Source organism: Bacillus sp. RC240, assembly GCF_044907945.1.
GTDB lineage: Bacteria > Bacillota > Bacilli > Bacillales > Bacillaceae_G > Bacillus_A > Bacillus_A mycoides.
Genome location: NZ_JBIYCT010000001.1, coordinates 283989 through 304792, shown reverse-complemented (window position 1 = coordinate 304792; position 20804 = coordinate 283989). Strand labels below are relative to the sequence as shown.

The window sequence follows — 20804 nt, the reverse complement described above, 5'->3', positions numbered from 1 at the left end:
TCATGTCTCCATTATATTTCTTCGTTTTATTTAATGCCATTACCAACATACAATAAGTGCATGCTCTATTATATGACCCTTGACAAGGGATGTATTTTTTATGGAAGGATGAAGTGAAATGCAAAAAATTTTAGTTACAGGTGCTGCAGGTAAAATTGGCCAAGATGTTACAAGATTCCTAGATAAGCAAGGGAATTACCAGTTACGGCTAGCAGATATTAACTTATCTGCTTTAGAAACTTTTAAAGATACAAATCATGAAATCGTATATTTAGATGTTTCTGATTTAGCTGCTTGTCAAGAATTTACGAAAGGTATAGATATAGTTATACACTTGGCAGGTAATCCTTCGCCAAATGCTGATTTTTATGGCTCCTTATTAGAAAATCATATAAAGGGAACCTATAATATTTTTAGAGCTGCTAGCGATAATAATGTATCCAAAGTGATAGTTGCTTCCAGTGCTCAAACAATTGAAGGCTATCCTTTGGATTATCAACCACATGCTTATTCACCCACGAGACCCAAAAATATGTACGGGGTAAGTAAGTGTTTTGCAGAGGCTGTTGCTTCTTATTTTGCTTATGAAGAAGGGTTACAAAGTCTTGCTATTCGTATAGGTGCATATGATGATTATAATCCATATGGTAAACCACTAACAGCTAGAGATATGAGTGCATACTTAAGCCCAGAAGATTTTATGGACCTTCTCTTAAAGTCGATGACGGCAAAGAACTTACCTCCATTTTCAATTTTACATGGTGTATCTAACAACAGGTTTAAACGAATTGATATTGAAGGAACAAGAAAGTTAGTTGGTTATAGCCCAAGTTCTGATGCTTTTGTACTAAGTGGTATTAAGTTTTTTGATTCTTGATAAAGGCATATCTAGAAAAGAGATTATATTATTGTTATTTAGCTTTTATTTGTTCTATTTTCAATAGCTACAGTTTCTATAATCATAAATATTCCAATTTTCCCAGATAGAGCACACTATTCTTCTGTCTCATTTGTGGAACAACTCTATTGTCACCACTAGTTCCACAGATGTTCTTTTCCTTTTCAACATAATGGGGGAGCACCACATGCCCATCAAGCTAACCAAGTAAATTACTAGATACGAAATGATTCTTGTTTCAAAACTAGCAAGTGATAAAAAAGTAGGCATGCTAAAGAAGCCTATTAAAATGCGATTTTTTCGCTAGGCAGCTTGTCTATGCTTCACCGTCGTTTTATACACAATCCCTAGAATATCAAAGACGGTCATCTTCTTATACCTATGACATTTACGACCGTTTTTTTTGAGCAGCTGATAAAGGCGATGCAGAATTTTTAAAAGCTCTTCTGTGCCAACGGCTATCGCTTGAAACAGTAAAGGAAAGTAATCTTTAATCATATAAATCGCTTTGTATTCACTCAGCTCCTGCTTTTTCTTTTCAAGCAGAAACTGTCGCATTTGAAACATTGTAGAAGAACAGAGGAGAATGCCCATGAGTTGTCCATATAAATGGCACTCTAGGCGTTCCCTTTTAATATTTTTACATTCATCAATTTCAAAGAATGACTTCCACGTTTTAAACAAAATTTCAATCTGCCAACGAAGTGAATATAATGAATGCACGTAGTTCGTCGGTACTTCTTCTAGCGACGTGTTCGTGATATATACATTCATGCCCATTAAACGTTTACTTTTATCCTTCATGACAATGCCTTTCTTCTTTTCACGTATCGCTTGGTTTTTCAGGCGTGTTTGCGTTTGATCATCGGTTAAACGATGGATAATAACACATACTGGAAGTTTCTGGTTTTGGCCAATGTATACCTCGGGGATTTCTATCGTTTCACCAGGGATTAGACCAGACATCATTTGTGTCATATCAAGTTGGATATATTCTGTCTGCTTTTTTAACGTACCATTGTTGAAGTATTCTGGTTCAGGGTTCTTGATATAAATGCGTGTATTCAACTTCAACCTCGAGATATAATAAGCCTTTTTATCATGAATGGTTTGTAAGTCTCCTAATCAAAGTAACCAAGATCACGTAAACACAAATCGCCCGCTTCTACGGTTTCAAGGCAGATAGTACCGTATGTTTTATCATTATTCTTTCCTGGTCCAAGCTGCACGTTAAGAAATTGACCACTAAGTAAATCATATTCCAATTGGATTTTCACGCCTGCGGTATTACTACTCCCACCTGAACCTTGATAGTCAGTGGCGAAATGGTCAGGCAGTTGAAACACTGTTGCATCTAAAATACGGATACGATTGAAAGTAGAGATCACGTGTGCAGAAAGTGAGTGATTTGAACAGAGTTTTTGTGTGAGAAGAGAAGTAAAGACTTCTCGAAGAAATGCGACAGCTGCTGGATTAAAGCGTTGATTCAGTCCTTCTGAGCTCATAAGTACCCCAGTGGAAACTTCTAACTGACTGCACAATTGTGTAAGTGATGTGCTAGCAATTTCTTGGCTGATCCATACGCAAAGGGCAATGAGTTCGTTGGCTTGATACTTGCTAGATCGCTGTACAAAGCCAACTTGTTTGGCGATATCTTGTAGGAATACTGGAGATAAAAAGTATTGTAGCTCTTGTGCGAAAAGATTCAGTTCATTTGAAATGATAGGATTCATCAAAAACGCTATCCTTTCTGTATATTTCTACAAAAAGAATAGCGTTTTTTTCGTTTTATGGATACAATTTTTTAGCTTGATAGCGATGTGGTGCTACCCCATACCCATCAACTTAAGAAATTATTAAAGGTTGCTACAAAAAGACTATATATTTCGCTCCTCATACTCAAAGGGTTCTTTGCACGAGTAAATTTTATGAAAAAATCCCATATACGGAATATCGTCTTCCAAGCATTTTATGCGATATGACAACTCTTCATCGCATTCCGGTTCTTGACCATTGTTCCGCATACAGTCGAATTCCTCTATAATAGATTCCATGAGGTTTACCTTGATAAATAAGGGTAACTTTTCTAACATCGCATTTTCAATTTTGGTCTCAGATTTGTATCCTGCGAGGACTACTTCAAAATAATTATCCATAAACTTTTTACGTTTATCCGCATCTGGTTCAAATTGTATCCAACCCATTCCGTTTGTCCAGAGACTTGCAAGGTCAAACATATACCAACAGTAACATGAATTATCGAAATCATATACGGTTATTTGCCCCGTATCAAAATCTATCGAATAATTCCCATCGTTGTAATCAAAATGGACCATACCGAAAGACTCACTGTTCCTGTCCAATCCTTCTAAGGTTTTAAGGAGCTGTATCATCTTCTCCTTAAGTAGCGATAACGAGTCAGGTATAAGTTTATCGACATATTCGGCATTATACTTTTCAGAAAAACTATTCCGGTGGTGGACAGGAGTATACCCCTTTGATATTTGGTGCAGTTTTCCTAGGGATTTACCACAATTATAATAATACTCGGAGATCGGAACTCCTTCCCGGTACCTATAATTATTTTCCACAAGCATTTTTCCTTTTGCCTTTTTAAATAGACAGATAAAAAAGGTATGATTATTATAGATAATCTCTTCCAGCAGTTTCCCCTTCTTAGAGCTGATTACATCCGATACACTTCCTCCATGCTTGAATAAATACCTGATGTACTCAACTTCTCCCAGAAAATCTTCTTGGCTTCTGTCATTTAAAAAGGAGATTCTAAGTATCTTGGCATCAGTGCCCTCTTTCTCACAGGTATAAACGACATTACGCCCTCCGGTATGTGCCTTAACCGGCTTGACTTCATAGCCTTGCAACCCGTACAAGTTTGATACTAATGGAAGTAAATATGCATCACCGATTCTAATAACCTCGTTATGGGTCATAATACCTACACTCATAAATCGACGTCCCCCGCTTCCTTATTTTTCCTTGCATTATTATCATATTGTGAATAGGGAAATTTCACAATTATTTTATTTGCTTTGGGGAACGATGAATTCCCTAAGTTGATGGGTATGGGGTCGCACCACATCGCCATCAAGCTAAAATTTTATAGCACCCCCAGAACGAAATTTTGTACTAACTTGTAACAAAAAAGCTCATTTTTTCGTTTTGGGGTAATTCTGAATTCTTAAGTTGATGGGCATGGGATAGCACCATCAAAACGCGAATTTCGTACGCTAAGCAAAATTTCATAAGAAAAAGAAACTGTTTTGATTAGTTTATTTAAAACTTTTTTCAAAATCGTTTCTTTTTATTAGTTATCTATTTTGAATTAAACGAACATTTTTAGTGCTGCATTATTTCTTGATTACAATGGATAATTTATAGTTTGCATACTTGTTTAAATCCATCAAAAATTGATCTAATGATTCATTAGATGGAAATCTGCATTCAAGAAGATAACAACCTTCCCCACTAATTTTATAGTTATTTATGATGTGTTTCTCATATGTTTTAATAAATGAAAGATACGGTTGATGATGTGTATCTTTTATATAGATATTAATAAAAGCATACATAAAGCAACCTAATTTAACTTGATTTACTTTAATGCTATAACCTTCAATTACCCCATTATCCTCTAATTTAGCAACTCTAGATGCGGCGGCTTGTCCTGTCAAATGAACTTTCTCTCCTAATTCTTTCATAGTGATACGACTATTTCCAGATAATTCTTCTAATATTCGCATGTCTGTATGATCCAGCATAAAATCAAATCCTTTCAAAAAAGTATAAAAATCTTTATGTAAATGAATTGCTTTTTAATAAGTTTGTTAATGCTAAAAATTGTGCTGATGACAAAATTTTTGGAAATAGCTCAGCACATTTACTTAAAAAAGAATAAAGTGACTCTTTTTCTCCACACATTATTTTAAATGAATCTTTATATTTTCTTCAATTGAAATGTGGTTTAGCTTAATTAATACTCATGAACACAAAAACATGTTGGGTCTTTCAAAATTCAAGTCAAACTACAAAAACACTTGATTTTATCTATGTAAATATATATTGCAAGTGTTATAGAATATACGTAAGTTACTAAACAAAAATAAAAGGAAGTGTAAATATGAAGATCACACAAATTAGGAATGCAACGATCGTTGTAGAATATGCAGGAAAAAAGTTTTTAATAGATCCAATGTTAGCTGAGAAAGGTACTTACTCACCTTTTCCAAATTCACCAAGACAAGATCAAAATAATCCTTTAGTTAGCTTACCAGTATCCGTTGAAAATATTATTAATAATATAGATGCTGTCATTTTGACTCATTTGCATTTAGATCACTTTGATGAGGCAGCTCAAAGAATATTGCCAAAAGATATAAAAATGTTTATACAAAATGAAGAGGATGCTACAGAAGTTAGAAACGCCGGTTTTCAAAATGTGGAGGTTTTACAAGAGGATACAGTCTTTGAGAATATCCAATTAATCAAAACAAAAGGCGAACACGGAAGAGGAGAAATTTTAAAACTTACTGGTTTAGTGTGTGGCTTTGTCTTCAAGCACTCAACTGAGCAATCATTGTATGTAGCTGGGGATACAGTATGGTACGACGCTGTCCAAGAAGTGATTGATACACATAAACCAGAAATCATTGTAGTAAATGCTGGAGATAACCAATTCTTTGAAGGTGGTTCTCTTGTCATGGGGAAAGATGATGTTTATGAAGTGTATAAGGCTGCTCCCAACGCAAAAATTATTGCTGTTCATATGGAAGCTATAAACCATTGGGCATTGTCTAGAGAAGAATTAAAGAGCTTTATTCATGAAAAAGGAATCACGTCTAATGTGTTAATACCAGACGATGGTGAATCTTACACGTTTTAGGTAAAGAAACACACAGCAATCTTAGCTAAACATGAGATCCGTAAAGGGTCTCATTAATTATTTTAAAAGCCGATTATTCTGAAGTGCACCCCGATTGTTAGACACAGTCTAACAATCGGGGTGCACTTCAACGGTACTCTAAGAGAATAATTGGCTTTTTACTGTTAAGTTGTTTGTAGTGATCGTAGGGAGTCTAATGATGCAATTTCTTTTATACTAAATCGGTATTTTCCTAGAATATTAATGTGTTCCCATTCTAATGGAGAAATATATTTCAATAATTCTTCATTAAGATGGGAATTACATAACTCAACTTTCGCACCTATAAAATAAGCGGGGAGATTTAGCTATATTGAATTTAGAGTCTATCAATTGTGTACTGTACAACTTGAGTAAAATGAAAAACACCTCGATCCTTGGTATAGTGAGATTACCTAGAAATCACTACCACAGAAGAGGTGCCTTAACTACAATAGCTCAAAATAACCAATATCATCAACTACCAAAAGAACTTAATTCTATTTTTTCCGAGCTTGAAATGAATATCCAGCTAAGGATGCAGTCTATCGCTTCTTATAAACGGTGCCAATGTTCAATTGGCTCCCTTTCCTGCTGCTGTTTAGTATGAATGCGATTAAAAAAGTAACTCGACTTACGAAAAAAACCGCTCCAAAGTTTTGATTGTGCTTATCATCGTAACCGCAGTAAAAAAGTTGAATTGCTAGCACACTATTTTGAAACCTTGGTTAACTATTCCAACTTTGAAGTATTTCCTGTTTTTAATCAATGAGTAAGGGGCAAAATTCAAAGTATATGGTGGCACTATTTGTACTTCTTTCTGTAATCTCTACTCATCGAATAAATTTAGAGCTATCACTCATGCCTTCAGTTGAACACCCCGATGACTGAACTAAGATAAGTTATGGATGAAGCGCCCGTGCCATCGCATCAAAATAATTCTGACTGGCACGCTGACTCACTTCGGCTTCAGGCACAAGCACTTCAAAGCAATGGAAGCAGCCGGGGTAGAGATGAAATTCAACATCTACTCCTGCTTGTGCAAGTCGTGTTACATATTCAATAATTTCATCTCGGAATAAATCGAGTTGACCTACACATGTATAAGTTGGCGGTAGTCCTGCTAAGTTGTCTGCTCTCGAAGGTACGGCATAGGGAGATGATTCGTTAGTATCGTTCTTCTTTCCCAAGTACATATTCCAAGCCGTTAAATTGTTTGATCTATTCCATGTTGCATTGTCTTCTATAATCTCATAGCTTGATGGTGTTATGTTGTGGCTATCAAGCATCGGATACAGCGGCATCTGAAAAATAATAGATGGACCTCCTTTATCACGAGCCATTAACGCAAGTGCCGCTGTTAGTCCACCGCCTCCACTTGCACCGGCGATCGCAACTCGATTCACATCAATTCCAAGCGAGTCTGCCTCATTTGTCATCCAAACCAAGCATGCATAACAATCTTCAATAGCCGCTGGATAAGGATGTTCGGGCGCAAGTCGATAATCGACAGACACAACAACGCATTCAGCAGTCTGAACAAAGCGTTCACACAAAACATCGTCCATATCAGGGTGGCCCATTACGTATCCACCACCGTGAATCCACAGCATAGCTGGAAGTTTATCAAGATTTTTCTCAACGGGTTCGTAAATTTTAACTAACATATCGCCGGCTGCGCCAGGAATCATTCGCTTGGTCATGTGTACAAGCTCTGATTTTTCCAAATGTGGATTCGACAAGAGACTTCGACTCGCCTCCAAATCCCCCTCTAATTGAAAGCCTGGAAATTGTGAGAAAGCCTGTTTTAATTCTGGTAATACTCGACTGTCAATTTTCATATAAATTCCTCCAATTAAATAATGGAACTTGATGCAATCCTTATGGAATAATTAACGGAATAGATGTGTCTCCTGTTCTCCTTCAACTTCCCATTTGGCAATTTCCTCTCTTACACGAGGGGCAACTTCTGTTCCAAGCAATTCTATGGCACGCATGACTTGATCATGTGGCATGGTACTTAATGGTACATACATCATAAAGCGTGTAATCCCTACATGCTTACGAAGATGTATGATTTTTTCGGCGACTGTATCTGGATCACCAACATACAACGCCCCTTCAAAACTTCGTGCAGCATCAAAGCTGGAACGATCATAATAAGGCCACCCCCGCTCTTTACCAAGTTTATTCATGCCTGCCTGAGTGGAAGGGAAAAATGTATCTGCTGCCAATTCCGTATTCTCTCCAACAAATCCAATTGAATGAGATCCCACCTGAAGTTTTGATACATCATGACCAGCGTGAGCCGCCGCTTTCTTATATAGCTGTACAATTCGTGCAAAGTGCATTGGGCTACCACCAATAATCGCCAGCATAAGTGGTAATCCCAGAAAACCGGCACGGATAGCAGATTCCTGATTCCCACCGCTACCAACCCATATCGGTAAAGGATTTTGAACAGGTCTTGGATACACACCTAAATTATTGATTGCTGGTCTATGTCCGCCTTCCCAAGTCACTTTTTCGGACTGACGTATTTTGAGCAGTAGGTCCAAATGTTCTTCAAACAGTTCTTCATAGTCTTTCAAGTTATAGCCAAACAATGGAAAAGATTCGATAAAGGAGCCACGACCCGCCATAATCTCTGCGCGTCCATTTGAAATGCCATCCAGTGTAGAAAAATCCTGAAAAACGCGCACAGGATCAGCTGAAGAAAGCACGGTTACTGCACTCGCGAGCCGTATCTTTTTCGTTTGTGGTGCCGCCGCTGATAGAACCATCGCTGGAGAGGATGCTGCATAATCCTTCCTATGGTGCTCACCAACACCAAACACATCAAGTCCTACTTGATCAGCAAGAACGATTTCTTCAACAACTTCACGCAATCGCTGTGCGTGACTTATCACTTCACCACTATGTACATCTGGTTTCGTTTCTACAAAAGACGTAATACCTATTTCCATTTGTTATCTCTCCTAGTCCAATTAGATTTTAAGTCAAAAAAATTAAGCATTTCCTTTATGGTAGTAACGTGTTTCTCATATTGGCTAACACACGTTTATTTCATGAAATCTTAACTCGTCTGGTCATAGCCCAAAAAAGAAGAGCGAAAGCACTGACAGAGGCTCCAAGTAAGGAAACCCCTCCCCAGCCAAAGTGTGCGTATATTTGAGTCGAAGCAATTGAACCACCAGCACTGCCGATAGAATAAAACACCATATATCCAGCAGTAAGTCGACTCCGTGCTTCTGTATGCAATGGAAGGATCATGGTTTGATTCGTGACATGTATTGCCTGTACGGCCAAATCAAGTAGAACTATCCCTATCACTAATGCGATTAACGACTGCTCTATATAACTGATGAACAACCATGAAATCAATAATAGAGCTAAAGCAATACCTGTCGTTCGTTGTCCGTAACCTTGATCGGCCAATTTCCCTGCCCGTGCCGCAGCTAAGGCTCCAGCCACACCTACAAGACCGAATGCGCCAATTGCACTATGAGATAGAGCAATTGGAGGTGTACTAAGTGGCAGTACTAGTGAAGTCCACAAAATGCTGAAATCAGCAAAAATCAGCATGGCTAGAACGGAGCGAACGCGTAACGTTCGTTCTTGAATAAACAAAGCAAGCACCGATCTAATCAACTGAGGGTAAGATAGCGATTTTACCTCGCGCTCAACATTGGGCAACATCTTTATAAACATAAAAACCATCAAAAGCATGAGCGCAGCAGAAAATAGATATACAGAACGCCATCCCGCAACATCTGTTAATATACCAGCAAAAGTACGTGCAAGAAGTATGCCAATAACAATCCCACTTGTTACAATGCCAACGACACGTCCTCTTTCTGTAGGGGAAGCGATGGTCGCTGCAAACGCCACGAGAGTCTGTGTCACAACTGCAAGCAGACCCACCAAAGCCATACCTGCGAAAAGTACCATGCTGGAGGAAGCAGTACCAACTATAACCAGAGCTGTTGTAGATAATAGCATCTGACCGACAATTAGACGTCGCTGGTTTAGCAAATCTCCAAGCGGTACGAGTAGCAGTAAGCCCACTCCATAAAAAATTTGTGTAACGGTAATAACAATACCAATAATGGAATGGTTAATACTAAACTCATTAGATAGTTGATCAAGCAACGGCTGTGCAAAGTAAATATTGGCAACAGACATTCCACAGGCAGTCGCAAACAATAATGCCAAAGCGTGAGACATGGATGGCTGTTGATTCAAATTAGGTTTTGTTATGGAAGATTTATGACTTATCTTAGTGTAGAGTGGATCATCTTCTATATTTGTCTCTGTTTTGCACATACCTTAACCTCCAATCACATTAGATTTTCAATCATAACATACCGTTCAGTACAATATGATTACTGGTAAATATAACTTAGCCTTATTCATGATGTCAACGATTTTTTGCACTAAAGTTAATATTGCATTAAATGAATGGAGCTTGATTTGACAGGAAGAATGGCTAATTATATAATAATTACATACTGTTTGGTAATAAAAACAACAATTGTAATTACCTACACACCTATCCTAAAACAATTAATAAAATCAAAGTTTGAGGAGGAGAATTCTTAATGGCAAGAACCCGTGAATTTGATGAGGATCAAGTTTTAGATGCAGCAATGCAGTTATTTTGGGAGAAGGGATATGAGGCTACCTCATTAAGTGATCTTACTTCTAGAATGGGCATTCAACGCCCTAGTATTTATTCGACTTTTGGAGATAAGAAAGAATTGTTTGAAGCCGCACTTCGCAGGTATACAATGTCTCGGGCCTCTGATATACGAAATAGGCTTCAAAGTCACTCCTCTGTAAAAGAGGCATTTTCTATTTTCTTTGCCGATGTCGTCAATGAAGAATACGCAGGGGATCTTAGTAAAGGTTGTTTTTGTATCAATACAATGGTTGAATTAGCACCTCATGATGAGAGATTTGAAATTTTGACCAGAGAACATCAAATGTACCTCGCCGTCATTTTTCAGGAGACGATCGAACGAGGAATCCAATCAGGTGAGCTGGAATTCAACACAGATGCAAAGTCTTTGGCACAGGCACTGATTGTAGCGTTAATCGGTCTAACGGTTATGATGAAATCTCGCCCCCAACGTTCATTTGTGGACAATGTAATAGCAGCGACGCTCACATTACTTAAGTGACATGATTGTATTTAAAAGTACGAAAACCACACCTTTATAGGGGTAACGTCAAATTTCCATCAAGCTACAATTTTATAGTACCCCCAGAACGAAATTTTGTGCTAACTTGTAACAAAATTGCTCATTTTTTCATTTCGGGGTAATTCTGAATTCTTAAGTTGATGGGTATGGGGGAACACCACATGCCCATCAACTCAAAATCTCATACCACCTCCAGAACGAAAATTTTATGCATGTTGCTCGTATTTATTGTTGGGGGATAAATCGTTCTTTAAGCTTGATGGCGATTTGGTGCTATCCCTAAAACATCTGGACTGTAATAGCCAACTAAAAAATGCAAACAAAAAGACCTTTAATCAGTCGTTTTGTTTGCATTTCCTTTTTCTAAAACCACAGAAAAGATAAGTACTATAGTTAACACCATAATAAACCCTACTTCACTTCCATCACTTACAAAAAATGAATACAAAGTATAAATTAAAATTAATATTCCATAAATAACTTTGTGCAATGAACTCCCCCCTTTTTGCCGTATATATTTTAGTGTAAAAATTTAATGCAAGCCCTATATTAAAATGAAAATAAAAAGCACCTGTGATATACACAAAGTGCTTTTCTCTTGTCAATTTATCTATTTTCACTATATTTATCTATTTTCTTTTTATAACTCAAATTTCTTCGAATCGTACTTTTCTAGAGTTTGTTACAATTCATTTTGTTCATATGGAATATGTTTATCTGTCTGTACATCTTCAACATTTTCTCCACCTGTTAATAATCTCCTGTACTTAAAAGAGTGCCCTGTTAATACTGTTTAATCATTTTGTATTGCCCTCCTTTTGTTTGATTACTTGTATCATAAAACAAGTATCTGAAGTTGATATGTAGTTTATCTAGAGTGTATGTAAATTTAAAAAATCTCTAATAAAATGTTTATGTTGTAACGTTACCATCAAAACTAGTGCTTCAAACACCATGATTTGAAGAGACAGTAACCCATATTCTAGCTTGAATTCCCACTACAGTTCTATATTGAATAAAACCAGTTGATCCCTATAATATAAAAAGAGCACCACTTTTTGGATGCTCTTCGTTATAACTATATAGTATTTAATTTCCTTCTTTTGTTGGTACCATTTTTCCTTCTTGAGAACCTGTACCTTCTGTTCTTTCAACAGTTTTTGCATCTCCTTTAGGAGTTGCTGGCACTGCATCTTTAGGTACATCAAAGTTTTGTGAGAAAGACGTTGTTCCATCTGCACTCCGTGTAATTACTTGATTTGAACTATCTTCATTTGATTTTAAATTGTCCATTTTCGCATCATCTGCACCTACTGCACCCCCCGCTACCAATCCTGTACTTAAAAGTGCTCCTGCTAATAATGTTTTAATCATTTTTCATTACCTCCTTGTTTTGTTTGGAACTACATTTAGCATAAGACAAGAATCTATAGTTGATATGGACTGTATCTGGAGATTATGTAAAGAAAAATAGATGATCAATTGTATATCCTAATGGGTGCTTAGGCAAGATTGAAACTTAATATGAGTTTGATAATTGAGTTACCCTTCGTTTTTGGGTGTAAGGTTTTTGGCTGGGGTGAAGTGAGGAGCTAACCTTTTCTAATTTGAAACATTTACAACTAAATTTGCAATAAATTTCTCAATATAGATATACTTGTTATTTATAGTTTGAATATTCAAAATTTAAACTATAAAGCGTGATAAAAATATGATGATTATCCCTTATGTTTACTCCTTGTACTAAAGATAAGATTGAATTCTCCGACCTTATCTTTTTTGTTTGTAGAAATTTAATGCAAAAAAACAGAATCCTTGTAATAAGGATTCTGTAACAAGAAATGACAGATATATAGCAATAAAAAGAGTTACTTATATTATAATTTAAAAATGCAACAACCATATTGATAAAATTCAAAATAAATTGAATATTATATATATATGTTTCTCATGCAATTTTTGTTCAAAATGCCAATGTTATTTAAGACTTTCTCCACAATAACTGAATTAATTATCTTTAAACTGCAATTCTTCCGTAGAACCTTTCAGCGCTGTCGTAGATGAAGTTCCACCCGTAATCACTTGTGCTACTTCGTCAAAGTAACCTGTTCCGACTTCTTGTTGATGACGCATAGCAGAATAACCATGCTCTTCTGCTGCAAATTCGGCCTGTTGTAATTCAGAATACGCTGCCATACCACGTTCTTTATAGCCGCGTGCTAATTCGAACATACTGTGGTTTAACGAATGGAATCCTGCAAGTGTTACAAATTGGAGTTTGTAACCATATGATGCCATTTCTTTTTGAAAGTTTTCAATTGTTTTTTGATCTAATTTTTGTTTCCAATTAAACGACGGTGAACAGTTATATGCGAGTAACTTTCCTGGGTATCTCTCATGAATTGCTTCTGCAAAAAGCTTCGCATCTTCTAAATTTGGTTCAGACGTTTCACACCAAATAAGATCTGCGTACGGTGCATATGCTAGGCCACGTGCAATTGCTTGATTGAGCCCCGCTTTTGTACGATAAAAACCTTCCGTTGTTCTTTCTCCTGTAATAAATTCTTGATCAATTGGATCAATGTCGCTCGTAATTAAATCTGCTGCATCTGCATCTGTTCTTGCCACGATTACTGTCGGCACGCCCATAACATCCGCAGCTAAACGAGCAGAAATTAAATTACGTACCGCCGTTTGTGTCGGTAATAATACTTTTCCACCTAAATGTCCGCATTTCTTTTCTGAAGACAACTGATCTTCAAAATGTACACCTGCTGCACCTGCTTCAATCATTCCTTTCATTAATTCAAATACGTTTAATTGCCCACCAAAACCAGCTTCTGCATCTGCAACAATTGGTACGAAATAATCTATATCACTGCCACCTTCCATATGCTGAATTTGATCAGCACGTTGCAACGTTTGATTGATTCTTTTTACAACAGAGGGCACACTATTCACTGGATATAAACTTTGGTCTGGATACATATGTCCAGATAAATTGGCATCAGCAGCTACTTGCCAACCACTTACACAAATTGCTTTTAAGCCTGCTTTCACTTGCTGCATTGCTTGATTTCCTGTTAATGCACCAAGCGCATTGATGTAGTCTTCTATATGAAGCGATTGCCAAAGTTTCTCTGCACCGTGGCGTGCTAGTGTATGTTCAATATCGATAGATCCTCGAAGACGAATAACATCTTCGGCACAATACGGGCGTTTTACCCCTTTCCAACGTTTATCTAACTCCCAATTTTCTTGTAATTGTTGAATTCTTTCGTTTTTCATTTCTTCCATCTCCTCGTATGTTATTTTTCAGTTATTCTTTCGAGTAACTATTGCACTAAATATTTTCTTGGCCGCCTGAGTATATTCCTGGATAATGAAGATAAGAATCAACGCTTTCTTTTATTTGTTCTTGGAAGAAAGATGCTAATATTTATTTTCCTGTTGAACAAATCCTATTTCTCTAGCTAATTTATCCAAGATATGTGATGACATATGTCTGGGGAATTTCTCAGTAAACAATTGTAGTTCATTTTGAATAGAAAGAGTCATAAAAAATGTTATGCTCTCTGTAGGAATATACAGAGAGCATAACATTTTTTCATTTTTGAGGAACAATGAGTTTCTTAACTTGATGGCAATGTGTTGATGTTAGAAAAACACTGAAATTTGCTATACTACAAAAATTACCCTTAGCAATACTTAATGTTTTGAATGCATCAAACTTTTTGCTTTTAAGTATAGAATCCCTTTTCTTATACACTCACTCGCCGCAATAAAGCAAAAAATACCATTCGTTACTAAACCTAGCGCATACTGACTTGAACCTTTAAAAATATACGTTACAATAAAACGTAAAATAAATACAACAATCCATATACCTAAGGCGATATAAGAATTTTTAGCATAAACCTTCCCATTATTTTTATCGATTCGTATTATAGTTGTAGAACCACGCACAGCTCCTACAATTCCTCCAAGAGCAAGTAATACTACAAATAGACCTGTTTCTATTAATGTGAGATCGTTAAATACATGAGTAAATGTATAGTATGCGATTAATACAGGAGCAATCCACATTCGTTGAACTTTCAATTCCCTTTCTTTTAGTTTAAGGAGAATTATAAGAATTAAAATAATAAGACCAGTTGTATTATCCATGCTATACTCTCCTTCTTTTTTATTATGATCTGTTTAATTTCAATTAGAAAAACACTATGTTAATTTAAAATTTTATTCTTTTTACTACATACAGTAGATATCACTTTACAATTTTTTTTCGAATTGCCATTACAGCTGCTTGTGTACGATCTGTTACATCTAGTTTTTGAAGAATATTGTGGATATGAGTTTTGACTGTCCCTTCGGAAACATAAAGGATTTTAGCTATTTCATGGTTTTGTTTTCCATAAGCTAATAATTGTAAAACATCAATCTCTCGCTTAGTTAGAGTTTCCGTATATTCAAGTTCTTCGCTAGCTAAATTATAATCATTATTATCGTGTTTTATAAATTGTGTAAAAGCTTGATTTGCTGTCGTGCTATTATAAATCATTGCCCCTCTATTCATAGATCGAATACTATCTAACATTTCCTCCGTCTCAGTATCTTTTAATATATAACCCACTGCACCAGCTCGAATACCATCTAAGACATATTGTTGTACATCAAATGTTGTTAATAGAACAACCTTTGTGTTTGGTAATATACTCATAATATTTTTAGTAGCCATAATGCCTGATAAGTCAGGCATTTGAATGTCCATAATTACCATATCTGGTGCAGTTTCTAAAGCCACTTTAATTGCTTCCTTACCGTCTTTACATTCCCCAACTATCTCCATGTCATCTTGCATTTCAATAATATAGCATAGGCCTTTTCGAACAAATGGTTCATCATCAGCTAGCACAATACGAATCTTTTCTGTCATACTTCTCCTCCATTTTTCTGAATTGGAATAGTGGCTTCAACTCGAAGTCCTTTTGGTTCATTTAGAAAAAAGGAACAATTACCTCCAACTGATTTACAGCGTTTTATCATACCATTGAGTCCAAAGCCATATTTTAATGGCTTATCCCCTGTATATATACCATTATCATCAATTGTGAGTTTTACTACTCCGTCTATTTCTGTTACGTTTACAATAACAGAATCTGCATTAGAATGTCGTAAGACATTAGTTAAAGACTCTTGTAGAATGCGATACAGAATTGTACTTTCCTCCATCGTCCACTCTGTTATATTTCCAGTTTGAATGAACTCAATTTGTAATAAAGAATTCGCTTGAACCTGTGAAATCAATCCTTTTAATGAAGTAAGCCCGAGATCTTTTTCATCACTTGTCCATTCCTTAACAGCGACGCGGATTTCTTCCATTCCTTTTCGTGCCACCTTTAAAAGTTCTTCAACATGATCTTGGGCATCAGCAGGATTTTTCCTTAAGATAATCTTAAGGACCTGTAATTGAATAATAAGTGAGGTCATTTGATGTCCAAGTCCATCATGAATCTCTCTTGCTAATTTTGTTCTTTCCGTAAAAGCTGCATATCGCATAGAAAATACCGTTGTTTCTTGTAGTTCAGCATGTGCTTCGTCTAATTCTTTTAGTTGTTTTTGATTTTTTTGATATGCGTCTCTTAGCTTGGATGTGCTTCGGATCGAGACATAGAGGCCGATAATAATTAATGTTTCTTGATAAGGAAACGTATTCGCATGTATAAATAGAATAATAACTATCCCCGTTATAGCAGCTAAAATTGTCGTTACTCGTGTCCACTTTGGTTCTGCAGCGGCAAGAAAAACTATGAGTGGCCATAACGCATAATTTGGAAAATTCGGATGAGAAAAATATAATACACATGATATGCTTATTAATATACTCGTAAATAAAGCGTACTTCCTTGCATTCCACCAAGATTTTGGTGAATACAACATCCATAGATAAATTGTTACAAAAACGCTACAAACCCATATTGCAAAGGTACCATGAGGTGCGAAACCTTGATAAAAAAATACGCATATTAAGATGATTCCTATCGCATTTCCTGCATGACTATCAATCATTTTTAAAAATACTTTTTCCATGTACTTATTCCCTCCCAACCTTACTGTTTAGTCTCTATATTTTTTGGCTATAGATGAATATCCATTTCTTGATTTAAAGGTTGGAAATTTACAACTCCCAATTATAATAGTTCATAGTTGAGTTAAATTCCTTTAATACATATCATCTAAAATCTGAAATTAAAAGAATAATGAAGTAGTTAGTATAGTGTGTTTGTTTTACCTACTTCATTATGCAAAAGAAGTTGTTTTTCTTAACCTATTTCTTTAATTTGCTTTAGATTTTTTTCTATATCTTTGTATCCTAATCACAATTCCAATAGTACGAATAACTACCATCGCAATTGTAAAAAATACGAAAGCAGGGGCTATAACATTAAAATCCAAGTGATTCGATACCATGAAATCTATAAATTGTTGTGGATACCAGTCTGTCGCTACATAAGCTAATACGACTCGCCATCCAAGTCCAACAATCCATAAACATAAATAAGGAATGCCAGCAGTTACGTACGCTTTATTGTCAGAACCATATTCTACTTTCACTGTAAAAAGCATTAGCCCTCCCATGATCATGCCGACCACTGTCATGATTATGAGTGCGGTCATATTTGAACCTGAGGTAGGTATTTCCTCGACGAATAAATAAACACTTATACCACAAAGAATAAATGGCAATACAGCCTTTGTGGTTGTAAATACTTTTCTTCCGATTTGTGTTAATAATACAATTGTTAAAAATGCACCAATCATTATCCAAGCTTGAGTATTCAAATTAAAACCCCCATAAAGTATAAATTTATTGTTTATTTGCTTACTTACTGGAGGATTGTAACATCCCTACTATTTTAGAACATCTATCTGAAAGATGATTTTTTTTGAATACCCTCTATCTATAGATAGAGTTTTTTATGATTCTTTTGTGAAAAAAGTCACTTGAATATATATAACTGGATATATGGGACAGCAACATATCTTCATCAACCGAAATATTTTAACCAAAAGCCAATTATTATTACGGTAGATACAACAACAGCACATGGAAAAATGTTATTTGCTATGTAAAAAATAGGAGTTTTGAATATGTTTTCTTATTAAAATTGTAACTAAACATTTTTATGAGATGATATTTAAACTTTTGACTATCCTTATACAAGAGATGCCTTTTTGGTAATATAAACAAGCTTTTTCGAATTGATTTTCCTTTTGATAACAGGTCGCTAAGTCAATATAAAATATGGATAATTGTTTATTATTATTTTCATTTTTGAAAAAGTGAATGGCTGTTTTTTCGAGAAATTTTTTAAAATTTATTTGGTCAAAATATAAATGATTTTGATAGGAAAATAAACAGTATAATTTAGGATATTTGTTTTTTGTAGTTCGTAACCCTCGATGTAACATCTTTTTTAGCATCATTGATTTTTTCTTTATCAATAAGTGAAATCATAGTGGGATTCGGCCGAGATAGGTGTAAAAATAGGTCGTAGCGATACATTTTTTCCTAGATGTTATTTTTCGGAGATATTTGTAACATAAACGTTCATTTTTGTTACGTTTTGTATTTAAAAATACGAAACTTCCTAACTGTTGAACTGGTTGTAACAAAATACTGTATCAAAAATAATTCATAACATTATTGATTTCAAACCTTTTTGTTATAATAAAATATGGTTATTGGAAATAAAATACAGGATATGACCCGAAATTACATGTACCTCGGTCGAACCCCTACAAAAGTCATTCGAGATAATTATGACAATGTCCTTCGATTCGCACATTCCATTCGCGAAGGAACATCATCAGCTTCCCTTGTCATGAGCAAAATGGGCTCTTACTCCCGGCAAAACAGTCTTGCAACAGCACTAAGAGAGATGGGACGCATTGAAAAAACACTGTTTATCCTAGACTATATTTCTAGCGAAACTTTACGCCGGCGGATTCAAAGGGGGTGAATAAAGGAGAAGCTATGAATGCATTAGCACGCGCAATTTTTTTCGGGAAACACGGTGAACTTCGAGAACGGGCACTACAAGACCAATTACAGCGCGCCAGTGCATTAAATCTAATTATCAATGCAATCAGTATCTGGAATACTGTGTATCTATCTCAAGCTATTGAACATATGAAAAAGATTGGAAAACATCGAGAAGAGTTGCTTCCTCATATCTCACCTCTTGGTTGGGAGCATATTAATTTTCTAGGTGAGTACAACTTTACTGTCAGCAATTATCATTCGTTCCGTCCTTTAAGAACATAAAAAGACCCTGATTTCCTGCTTAGCGTAAGGAAATCAGGGTCTTTTTTCTCAAAAAATGTCTTAGCGTATAATATCCACGTTTTGACGTCAGGACCCCCTAATAGGGGTAGAGTCACATCGCTATTAAGCTAAGAAAATACAGCTATCCCCAGAACGAGATTTTGTGCTAATTTGTAATAAAAAAGCTCATTTTTTCGTTTTGGGGCTGATTTATTTTCTTAAGTTGATGGGCATGTGGCAATAGCCCATATAACAACAATTAGTTAAATTAATATTTTATTCGTTGTTTTATTTCTTTAAAACGATCATGTATTAATTTCTTGATATCCGGGTGATCTTTATATAAGGTAACGGTATACATGATGGAAGATGCAAGAATAGTAGACCATATTAACCAATCTCCAGCATGAGAAAGAACTTTAATTATTTCACTCGTAAACTGTTCCTGTCCCGCTTGAAATGTCAATACGAGCGAGTTGAGATTGAACAACAATAAAATAACAATCCTGCCCAAAAGCATAATAATCCATCCGATAATATACGTATAGCCTCCAACACTACATAATTGATTATTATGATGAAAAACTTTCACCCTCTTAGCTTGCCAATAACCAACTATCGCTCCTAATATAAGCAAGCTAATTAATTCAATTGTAATAATATAGTCCAATCTATTTGGAAGACCCATATAAGTTCTGATTATAGCCATGATTGGTATACCAAGAAGATCGAAGCTATCTACTTTCTTCGGGATAAGCTGCCTAATAATCAATACAATAACGACTACAAGAATAATAATGAAAACTTTATTCATGCGATTAATCCCTCTTTTTTTCTTTTAAATAATACTCAATAAGTTGATTTACTTTTTCTTCTGGATATGATTCTGGTGTTTGAAGGACATGAATTACTAGCCCATCAATAAATCCGTACAGTATCTCTAATTCAAATTCTCTATTGTGACCTGGTGTGACGTATCCTAGATCCCTCATTAAATCTAGAATTATTCCCATAAGATACCTCGTATGGTCATCCATTTTCTTCCGAAGTTCAATAAGTTCTGGAGAACTAAAGGATATACCCAGAAATGTAATCCAAACCTTCCCTTCCAACATTTCTTCTTTATTAGAAGGAATAATAAATTTCATTAATCTTCTAAGTGCTTCTTCTTTCGTTCCCTTAAATTCACTTGTACGATTGTTTGCCCGTTCTTCCATTCGATTCAATACTAAATTCATTGCATAATGAATTAATTCATTTTTAGACGAAAAATGATGCTGAACAAGTCCAACCGAAATGTTTGCCTCGTCAGCGATTTGCTGTATAGAAGCTTTATCAATACCTTTTTCTAATATTACACGCCAAGTAGCAGTGGCTATCTGATTCTTCCTTTGTATTTGATCAACAATTTTAGGCACTCATATCCTCCTCCCTTTTTATAATACGATCATATTA

General features: G+C 35.6%; 16 protein-coding genes and 4 pseudogenes. 4 read left to right on the top strand and 16 right to left on the bottom strand.

Annotation, left to right across the window (positions count from 1 at the left end; all coding sequences use genetic code 11):
• Window positions 1–118: 118 nt before the first annotated feature.
• On the top strand, window positions 119–877 hold the full coding sequence (locus ABH955_RS01480) for an NAD-dependent epimerase/dehydratase family protein (protein WP_061675664.1): 759 nt from the start codon (window positions 119–121) through the stop codon (window positions 875–877).
• A 324-nt stretch (window positions 878–1201) separates the two neighbouring features.
• Here the strand turns inward: ABH955_RS01480 and ABH955_RS01475 are convergent.
• The 3 genes and pseudogenes from ABH955_RS01475 to ABH955_RS01465 all read right to left on the bottom strand — a co-directional run bounded on the left by ABH955_RS01475 (window position 1202) and on the right by ABH955_RS01465 (window position 4677).
• Window positions 1202–2631 (bottom strand): annotated as a pseudogene (locus tag ABH955_RS01475) (IS4 family transposase).
• Window positions 2632–2775: 144 nt separating this feature from the next.
• Window positions 2776–3864 (bottom strand): phosphotransferase enzyme family protein, encoded by a 1089-nt coding sequence (locus tag ABH955_RS01470; RefSeq protein WP_404456734.1) that lies wholly within the window; start codon window positions 3862–3864, stop codon window positions 2776–2778.
• 402 nt (window positions 3865–4266) lie between these two features.
• Window positions 4267–4677: an Lrp/AsnC family transcriptional regulator gene (locus ABH955_RS01465; RefSeq protein ID WP_002087562.1), complete on the bottom strand. Its 411-nt coding sequence runs from the start codon at window positions 4675–4677 to the stop codon at window positions 4267–4269.
• Window positions 4678–5036: 359 nt separating this feature from the next.
• Here ABH955_RS01465 and ABH955_RS01460 point away from each other — a divergent pair, with 359 nt between their 5' ends.
• A complete protein-coding gene (locus ABH955_RS01460; protein ID WP_404456730.1) occupies window positions 5037–5798 on the top strand; it encodes an MBL fold metallo-hydrolase in 762 nt (253 codons plus the stop codon).
• A gap of 920 nt (window positions 5799–6718) precedes the next feature.
• On the opposite strand, the gene ABH955_RS01455 is transcribed toward ABH955_RS01460, so the two are convergent.
• The 3 genes from ABH955_RS01455 to ABH955_RS01445 all read right to left on the bottom strand — a co-directional run bounded on the left by ABH955_RS01455 (window position 6719) and on the right by ABH955_RS01445 (window position 10142).
• A complete protein-coding gene (locus tag ABH955_RS01455; RefSeq protein ID WP_404456727.1) occupies window positions 6719–7657 on the bottom strand; it encodes an alpha/beta hydrolase in 939 nt (312 codons plus the stop codon).
• A gap of 51 nt (window positions 7658–7708) precedes the next feature.
• On the bottom strand, window positions 7709–8782 hold the full coding sequence (locus ABH955_RS01450; RefSeq protein ID WP_215586665.1) for an LLM class flavin-dependent oxidoreductase: 1074 nt from the start codon (window positions 8780–8782) through the stop codon (window positions 7709–7711).
• Window positions 8783–8882: 100 nt separating this feature from the next.
• Window positions 8883–10142, bottom strand: a complete 1260-nt coding sequence (locus ABH955_RS01445) for an MFS transporter (RefSeq protein WP_215586666.1) — start codon at window positions 10140–10142, stop codon at window positions 8883–8885.
• A 275-nt stretch (window positions 10143–10417) separates the two neighbouring features.
• On the opposite strand from ABH955_RS01445, the gene ABH955_RS01440 reads away from it, so the two are divergent.
• Window positions 10418–10999, top strand: coding sequence for a TetR/AcrR family transcriptional regulator (locus ABH955_RS01440; protein ID WP_002066413.1), 582 nt, complete (start codon window positions 10418–10420; stop codon window positions 10997–10999).
• A gap of 352 nt (window positions 11000–11351) precedes the next feature.
• Here ABH955_RS01440 and ABH955_RS01435 read toward each other — a convergent pair whose 3' ends face one another.
• From ABH955_RS01435 to ABH955_RS01400, 8 genes and pseudogenes are all read right to left on the bottom strand, one after another.
• On the bottom strand, window positions 11352–11510 hold the full coding sequence (locus ABH955_RS01435) for a hypothetical protein (RefSeq protein ID WP_002137521.1): 159 nt from the start codon (window positions 11508–11510) through the stop codon (window positions 11352–11354).
• A gap of 116 nt (window positions 11511–11626) precedes the next feature.
• Window positions 11627–11821 (bottom strand): annotated as a pseudogene (locus ABH955_RS01430) (hypothetical protein).
• A gap of 294 nt (window positions 11822–12115) precedes the next feature.
• A pseudogene (locus ABH955_RS01425) lies at window positions 12116–12394 on the bottom strand (hypothetical protein); the annotation flags it as partial.
• Window positions 12395–13027: 633 nt separating this feature from the next.
• On the bottom strand, window positions 13028–14308 hold the full coding sequence (gene aceA / locus ABH955_RS01420; protein ID WP_404456722.1) for an isocitrate lyase: 1281 nt from the start codon (window positions 14306–14308) through the stop codon (window positions 13028–13030).
• Between the two features lie 420 nt (window positions 14309–14728).
• On the bottom strand, window positions 14729–15187 hold the full coding sequence (locus ABH955_RS01415; RefSeq protein WP_002137524.1) for a CcdC protein domain-containing protein: 459 nt from the start codon (window positions 15185–15187) through the stop codon (window positions 14729–14731).
• Between the two features lie 100 nt (window positions 15188–15287).
• Window positions 15288–15956, bottom strand: a complete 669-nt coding sequence (locus ABH955_RS01410; RefSeq protein WP_002087571.1) for a response regulator — start codon at window positions 15954–15956, stop codon at window positions 15288–15290.
• Entirely contained in the window at window positions 15953–17110 is a 1158-nt protein-coding gene (locus ABH955_RS01405) for a sensor histidine kinase (protein ID WP_404444303.1), read from the bottom strand. Before ABH955_RS01405 ends, ABH955_RS01410 begins: the two co-directional genes overlap by 4 nt.
• Window positions 17111–17356: 246 nt before the next feature.
• A complete protein-coding gene (locus ABH955_RS01400) occupies window positions 17357–17863 on the bottom strand; it encodes a hypothetical protein (RefSeq protein WP_404444300.1) in 507 nt (168 codons plus the stop codon).
• A gap of 947 nt (window positions 17864–18810) precedes the next feature.
• On the opposite strand from ABH955_RS01400, the pseudogene ABH955_RS01395 reads away from it, so the two are divergent.
• Window positions 18811–19349, top strand: a pseudogene (locus ABH955_RS01395) (Tn3 family transposase); the annotation flags it as partial.
• Window positions 19350–19617: 268 nt separating this feature from the next.
• On the opposite strand, the gene ABH955_RS01390 reads toward ABH955_RS01395, so the two are convergent.
• Both ABH955_RS01390 and ABH955_RS01385 read right to left on the bottom strand, forming a co-directional pair.
• Complete coding sequence (locus ABH955_RS01390; RefSeq protein WP_404444294.1) at window positions 19618–20163, bottom strand: hypothetical protein; 546 nt, start codon at window positions 20161–20163, stop codon at window positions 19618–19620.
• Between the two features lie 4 nt (window positions 20164–20167).
• On the bottom strand, window positions 20168–20767 hold the full coding sequence (locus ABH955_RS01385; protein ID WP_404444291.1) for a TetR/AcrR family transcriptional regulator: 600 nt from the start codon (window positions 20765–20767) through the stop codon (window positions 20168–20170).
• Between the last annotated feature and the right edge of the window lie 37 nt (window positions 20768–20804).

Coding starts and splice junctions, on each gene's coding strand:
- ABH955_RS01480 (WP_061675664.1), top strand. CDS start 119: ATGCAAAAAATTTTAGTTACAGGTGCTGCAGGTAAAATTGGCCAAGAT.
- ABH955_RS01470 (WP_404456734.1), bottom strand. CDS start 3,864: ATGAGTGTAGGTATTATGACCCATAACGAGGTTATTAGAATCGGTGAT.
- ABH955_RS01465 (WP_002087562.1), bottom strand. CDS start 4,677: ATGCTGGATCATACAGACATGCGAATATTAGAAGAATTATCTGGAAAT.
- ABH955_RS01460 (WP_404456730.1), top strand. CDS start 5,037: ATGAAGATCACACAAATTAGGAATGCAACGATCGTTGTAGAATATGCA.
- ABH955_RS01455 (WP_404456727.1), bottom strand. CDS start 7,657: ATGAAAATTGACAGTCGAGTATTACCAGAATTAAAACAGGCTTTCTCA.
- ABH955_RS01450 (WP_215586665.1), bottom strand. CDS start 8,782: ATGGAAATAGGTATTACGTCTTTTGTAGAAACGAAACCAGATGTACAT.
- ABH955_RS01445 (WP_215586666.1), bottom strand. CDS start 10,142: ATGTGCAAAACAGAGACAAATATAGAAGATGATCCACTCTACACTAAG.
- ABH955_RS01440 (WP_002066413.1), top strand. CDS start 10,418: ATGGCAAGAACCCGTGAATTTGATGAGGATCAAGTTTTAGATGCAGCA.
- aceA (WP_404456722.1), bottom strand. CDS start 14,308: ATGAAAAACGAAAGAATTCAACAATTACAAGAAAATTGGGAGTTAGAT.
- ABH955_RS01415 (WP_002137524.1), bottom strand. CDS start 15,187: ATGGATAATACAACTGGTCTTATTATTTTAATTCTTATAATTCTCCTT.
- ABH955_RS01410 (WP_002087571.1), bottom strand. CDS start 15,956: ATGACAGAAAAGATTCGTATTGTGCTAGCTGATGATGAACCATTTGTT.
- ABH955_RS01405 (WP_404444303.1), bottom strand. CDS start 17,110: ATGGAAAAAGTATTTTTAAAAATGATTGATAGTCATGCAGGAAATGCG.
- ABH955_RS01390 (WP_404444294.1), bottom strand. CDS start 20,163: ATGAATAAAGTTTTCATTATTATTCTTGTAGTCGTTATTGTATTGATT.